Below are 5110 nucleotides of genomic sequence, written 5' to 3' on the forward strand. Positions count from 1 at the left end.
GGCCCAGAGGTTCACGTACGGGGAGGTCACCCACTGGCTGAGGCCAGACGGAGCGGGAGACATCTCCTGGCGCGGGGAAGTCCGGCGCTTCTATCTGGAGTGGGACCGGGGGACGGTGAAACTGCCGGACCTGATGGAGAAGTGCCGGCTGTACGCCGCCTACTAAGCATCCCTCGCGCGACGTCAAGTTGACGACAGGTCTTTGCCGTATGTGCTGACCGTCACCACTTCGCCGCTGCGAGAGAACATCCTCTGGAGGGCGGCGGAGGCAGCGTTCGACGAGGTCAAGGCGTCCCCTCGCCACTTCTTCACCACGACAGACACCATTGTCGGACGTGCAGGGCCTCTCGGCACTGCGTGGCGAACGCCGGAATCCCACGGACGGGTCACCTGGTACGATTCCGGAGGGCGAAGTGCATGAACCGTTTGGTGGCGGCGATACGACCGCAACACGTGAACCCACGAGAATAGAGCATGGCAGACGAGGTCCTCCTGACCGTACGTGAGGCGGCTCGACGGCTGGGGATTGGTCGAAGCCTGCTCTATCGCCTTATGGTGGAGCGTCAACTTCTATCGGTGAAGATCGGGCGGTCACGCCGCATCCGTGTCTGGGCGCTGGAGGAGTTTGCGAAGGCGAAGGTGGCTGAAGCGGAGGCGGCGGATTTGCCTCTCGAGGCCCTTCCACTGGAGAGATGAAACCGGAGCGGAAGCCCACAGGAGGCCAGACATGAACGAGAGGCCGGCGACTCCTATCCGCAAGCGGCGAGGCCATAACGAGGGCAGCATCTACAGGCGAAAGGACGGCCGCTGGACAGCCGTCCTGACCATAGAAGGCGGAAAGCGAAAGTACTACTATGGGCGAACCCGTGCGGAAGTCCAAGCCAAGCTTGCTTCCGCGGCCGCAGGCCTCAACACCGGCCTCACTCCGCCAGCCAGCGAGCGTTTGACACTCGGCCAGTTCTTGAATGGCTGGCTGTCAGACACGGTCAAGCCCAGCGTCAGGCCATCCACCTTCAGAGGTTACGAAAGTAAGGTTCGAATCCACATCCTGCCCAGCCTGGGCAAGCAGCCTCTGGCGAAGCTGACACCCCAGAAGCTAGAGGCGTTTTTCAACCAGAAACGGATGGCAGGCCTCGCGCCGCAAACGGTGCAGCATCTGAGGGCGATCGTGCGCGCGGCGCTAAACGATGCGGTGAAGTGGGGCCTGGTAGGGCGAAACGTCGCGATCCTGGTCGATGGCCCGCGCGTGCCGCATCGCGATATTCAACCCTTGAGCCCCGACGAAGCCCGTCAGCTGCTCGAAGCCGTGGCGACTCATCGGCTCGGAGCGCTGTTCTCGGTGGCCCAGGCGGTGGGTTTACGCCAGGGAGAAGCGCTGGGGCTCCGCTGGGACGACATCGACTTGGATGCGGGTACCCTGACGGTGAGGAAAGCGCTACAAAGGATAGACGGGGAGTCCCAGCTCGTCGAGCCCAAGACGGCTCGCAGCCGGCGCACGATCGCGTACGTGCCCTGAAGGGGCTGGCCGGTCGCCGTCGTGAAGACCAGGCCCCAGTCGTTCCCCCAAGTCGAACCGGCCATCAATCGCTCTTCCATCTGACGCGCCCGGTGTCTTCGCAGGGCCTCGATGGCGGCTGACGGCAACGAGAAAGGGGTGGACGGCTGCTGGTGTTCCATCCACAGTCTTGTTTTGCCCGAACCCCACGGGCCGAAAACCGCAATGCTGGGTCCTTGGGGAGGCCTCATTGACTGGATGCTGTCCGCCAGGCGGCGCGCACAGGGCGCATGCCCCAGGTGGTCGTCCGCGCGATTGGTCAACGGTTCGTCCGCGGAAAGCTTCTCCGTGACCTCGTCTGTATCCGGCATATAGCCACCCACCCGCTGGGGGGAACCACGCACGGGCCCATCGGGGCTGAGTCTGCGGCGGGCCAACGGTCGAAACGTTTTGCTGTCAGTTTTGCTGTCAACGGCTCCAAAATCTCACAAAAAGCGGCCCGATCGGGCCGCTTTTGAATCTGAAAATCTGGAGGCGACGGCCGGATTCGAACCGGCGATCGGGGTTTTGCAGACCCCTGCCTTGCCACTTGGCCACGTCGCCTCTATATGACGCAGGGAGGCGGGCAGGGCCCATCCTCCAGCCTCATCTTACCAGCGGGCGGCGACGCTGCAAAGCAGCCGCTGCGCGGGCCTCCTCTTGCGCGCACGCAGCCTAGGTCTCCACCTCACCGTCGGCGCAGGGAGGGCGATCGAGGTCGATCTGCGGGCCGGGCATGCTCGACGGCCACGCAGTCATCCCCGGGGGGAGGCGGCGCGCCAGCGGCTCGACGCCGATCTCGCGCGCGTCGGCCGTTACGCACCGCGCGACCGCGCGCGCCAGATGCGACCAGACGGCGCCGGGGTGCCGCGTCTCCACAGCGTCGGCGAAGGCGTCCGTCCATGTGCCGAGGCGTTCGCGCAGGAATCGCGCGCGGGCCGAGGCGCAGATGTCGGCGCGATCGTCGCCGCGGGAGCGCGCGTGGGCTTCCTTGGCGAGCAGGAGGGCGACGAACTCGAGCTCCGCCACCAGATGGTCGGGCTTGTCGCCGGCCAGCGTCACCCCGAACGCGCGGTAGAAGCCCGCGATGTCCGCCAGGTCCGCGGCGCCGCCCCCGGCGTGGCTCGTCTCGTAGGGCGGCGGGACCGACTGGTAGAAGATCTGCGAGTGCTGCAGCCGCACGTCCGGTTCGTCTCGCTTCGTCAGCGCGGCTCTGGCCGCTTCAGCAGCGTTGGCCCACCCCAGACGATCGAGCGCGGCCCCAAGCTCCTCGAGCGTGAGCCCGTCTGCGGGGCGCGCGTCCGGCGTCGCGAAGTGCCGGGCGAGGGCGAGGTACACCAGCGCCTTCGCTTCGAGGCGTTCGACGGGGGTGAATGTCGCGGCGGCTCGCGCGCTCATCTGGCCTCGACGATCAGCTTGCCCAGTCCGCTGGGCGATTTCCGGGAGCCGCGGTCGCCGGCGGACCCGGACCATACCGTGAAGACGACGGAGTACTCCTTTCCCGCTTCGATGGCCGTCTCGCCCGGATTGCTGGCGGCGAACGGTCGCGCCAGGACCACCTTCCACCGGCCGTCGCGCCAGATCCCCTTCCCCGTCGCGTCCTGGTTCTCCAGATGGGTGAGGGTGCCCGGACCGTGCCCGACAAGCTTCTCGACGGGCGACGGTTTGACCGGTGTCGAAAGCGGGTTGCCCGCGGTCCAGCCGATGATCCAGGCGCGGCCCTCGGCGGGGTAGGCGTCGTCGATCTTCAGCGGCCGCGGCGCCTTGGGCAGGGGCGGGTAGTAGTCGAAGGCGACGTTGGGGAAGGCGACTTCGAGGTCCTGGTATCCCTCGTCGATGTCCTTCTGCCAGTCTGCGCGCCAGCACATGATGCTGGCGGGCACGTCGGCGGTACCCATCATGTAGAACGCCGCCGGCGCGTCCGCAGGGCCCAGCAGGACGCCGCACGCGTCACGGAACTGGTCGGTCTTGATGGTCAGGTAGTCGGCGTCAGGGTCCTCCCACGTGAGCAGGAACGCGATCTTCGAGCCGTCGTGCACCGAGCGGACGGTGATGGAGGGGAAGGCCGGCTCCTTGCGGAAGGGCAGCGCCGACATCTGCGGGGTGAGGGGCACCAGCACTGGCCGCGCCTTCTCCCACAGCCGGGAGTCGGGGTCGTGTTCCGGCACGGGTTCGCGAATGAACACCGAGGTGAGCTGGCCCTTCCAGTCGACGCCGCGCTCTTCGGCGCGCTCGCAACCGACCAGCGCGGCGGCGCCGGCCGCCGTCGCGGCGCCCGCGGCGCCGATGAGGAACTTGCGCCGGTCGATGCGCACGGGTGACTGTCGAACGGTCATGGCCTCCACCCCCTATGTGACGTTGTACCGGTACACCGAGAGGCTCGGGTCGAACGCCGGCCGCACGATCGTCGGTTCCTTGAGCGGGACGCGGACGAGCTCTTCCCCCTGGTCGTCGTACCCATAGGCGAGGCCATCGGCGACGCGGAACCGGTGGATGATGCGGTCGGTCGAGACGTTGAGCACGAGCACGCCGAGAAGTTCGGGGTCGTTGCCCTCCATGGCGTTCCTGTACGTCTGAATGGCGCGCTCCACCCCGGGACCGAACACCATCGTGAGGAATGCCATGCTGCTGACATGGATCGGCGGGATGTAGTAGATGTTCGGCTCGGTGCCGAACTGCGGGAAGAGCGGCAGCGCGACCTTCCGTACGTGGACCAGAAAATCGACCGGGTTGTCCTCGCGCGCCTTATCGGGCGGGCTCACGAAGCCGAAGGTGCGGATCTTGCCGATGCACGTCCGCATGCAGCGGGTGAGGAAGCCCCGCTCGACGGCGGGATAGCAGAGCACGCACTTCTCGGAGATGCGTGTGACGTGGTTGTAGTAGACCTTTTTGTACGGACAGGCCTTGAGGCACTCCCGGTACCCGCGGCATCGCACCTGGTCGATGAGCACGATTCCGTCCTCGGGACGCTTGTAGATGGCCGTGCGGGGACATGCCTGGAGACAGGCCGGATACGTGCAGTGGTTGCAGATGCGCGGCAGGTAGAAGAACCAGGCGTCGTGCGGGAAGCGCAGATAGTACTTGTCCTCGGTGAGGATGGTGTTGATCTCGTCCTCGCCGCGGTTGGGGCCTGCGTAGTCGATGTCCTCGGGCAGGTACCCGATGTGGTACTCGCCCTGTTCCGCGGCCTCGAAGATGGTCTTGCCGGCGTAGACATCGCCGTCCCACGACTGCGGGCCGAGGAGGTCGAGGACCTGGGCGTCCCAGGCGACCGGATAGGACCCCCAGGGCTTCGTCTCGACGTTGTTCCAGAACATGTACTCCTGGCCCTTTCCTGAGGTCCAGGTGGTCTTACAGGCCATCGTGCACGTCTGGCAGGCGATGCACTTATTGGTGTCGAAGACGGCCCCGGCCTGGCGCTGCGGGCGCGCCTCTTCGAACCGGTAGGTCATCTCGCGGCCGAGTTGCCAGTTGTACACGTTGGGCATAGGTCATCCCGCCTTCCCGATGAATTCGCCGGCGAGGTACTTCCGCATGGCCTCGTTCTCGTAGCCGGGCCGGAAGCCCTTGGCCGCA

Annotated in this window: 6 protein-coding genes and 1 tRNA gene; 2 read left to right on the forward strand and 5 right to left on the reverse strand. The window is 66.3% G+C overall.

Features of this window, described 5'->3' with window-relative positions; translation table 11 throughout:
• Window positions 1-183 precede the first annotated feature (183 nt).
• Window positions 184-315 (reverse strand): hypothetical protein, encoded by a 132-nt coding sequence (locus VNN10_04520; protein HXH21272.1) that lies wholly within the window; start codon window positions 313-315, stop codon window positions 184-186.
• A 159-nt stretch (window positions 316-474) separates the two neighbouring features.
• Between VNN10_04520 and VNN10_04525 the strand changes: the two genes are divergently transcribed.
• Together VNN10_04525 and VNN10_04530 are read left to right on the forward strand one after the other, a co-directional pair.
• The gene (locus VNN10_04525; protein HXH21273.1) at window positions 475-696 is read left to right on the forward strand and encodes a helix-turn-helix domain-containing protein; all 222 of its coding nucleotides are present in this window, start codon (window positions 475-477) and stop codon (window positions 694-696) included.
• A 31-nt stretch (window positions 697-727) separates the two neighbouring features.
• The gene (locus VNN10_04530) at window positions 728-1516 is read left to right on the forward strand and encodes a site-specific integrase (protein HXH21274.1); all 789 of its coding nucleotides are present in this window, start codon (window positions 728-730) and stop codon (window positions 1514-1516) included.
• Window positions 1517-2024: 508 nt separating this feature from the next.
• Here VNN10_04530 and VNN10_04535 read toward each other — a convergent pair.
• The 4 genes from VNN10_04535 to VNN10_04550 all read right to left on the reverse strand — a co-directional run bounded on the left by VNN10_04535 (window position 2025) and on the right by VNN10_04550 (window position 5022).
• Window positions 2025-2098 (reverse strand) — tRNA-Cys (locus VNN10_04535).
• Window positions 2099-2209: 111 nt separating this feature from the next.
• Window positions 2210-2932 carry a molecular chaperone TorD family protein gene (locus tag VNN10_04540; protein ID HXH21275.1) on the reverse strand — a complete coding sequence of 241 codons (723 nt, stop codon included), beginning with the start codon at window positions 2930-2932 and terminating at the stop codon, window positions 2210-2212.
• Window positions 2929-3870: an ethylbenzene dehydrogenase-related protein gene (locus VNN10_04545; GenBank protein HXH21276.1), complete on the reverse strand. Its 942-nt coding sequence runs from the start codon at window positions 3868-3870 to the stop codon at window positions 2929-2931. Before VNN10_04545 ends, VNN10_04540 begins: the two co-directional genes overlap by 4 nt.
• Window positions 3871-3882: 12 nt before the next feature.
• Window positions 3883-5022 (reverse strand): 4Fe-4S dicluster domain-containing protein, encoded by a 1140-nt coding sequence (locus tag VNN10_04550; protein ID HXH21277.1) that lies wholly within the window; start codon window positions 5020-5022, stop codon window positions 3883-3885.
• Window positions 5023-5110 lie beyond the last annotated feature (88 nt).

The sequence above is a fragment of the Dehalococcoidia bacterium genome (genome assembly GCA_035574915.1).
In the GTDB taxonomy this organism is placed as follows: domain Bacteria; phylum Chloroflexota; class Dehalococcoidia; order DSTF01; family WHTK01; genus DATLYJ01.

What these genes read in the sequence shown, in the direction of transcription:
- VNN10_04525 (HXH21273.1), top strand. Translation starts at nt 475, where the DNA reads ATGGCAGACGAGGTCCTCCTGACCGTACGTGAGGCGGCTCGACGGCTG.
- VNN10_04530 (HXH21274.1), top strand. Translation starts at nt 728, where the DNA reads ATGAACGAGAGGCCGGCGACTCCTATCCGCAAGCGGCGAGGCCATAAC.
- VNN10_04540 (HXH21275.1), bottom strand. Translation starts at nt 2,932, where the DNA reads ATGAGCGCGCGAGCCGCCGCGACATTCACCCCCGTCGAACGCCTCGAA.
- VNN10_04545 (HXH21276.1), bottom strand. Translation starts at nt 3,870, where the DNA reads ATGACCGTTCGACAGTCACCCGTGCGCATCGACCGGCGCAAGTTCCTC.
- VNN10_04550 (HXH21277.1), bottom strand. Translation starts at nt 5,022, where the DNA reads ATGCCCAACGTGTACAACTGGCAACTCGGCCGCGAGATGACCTACCGG.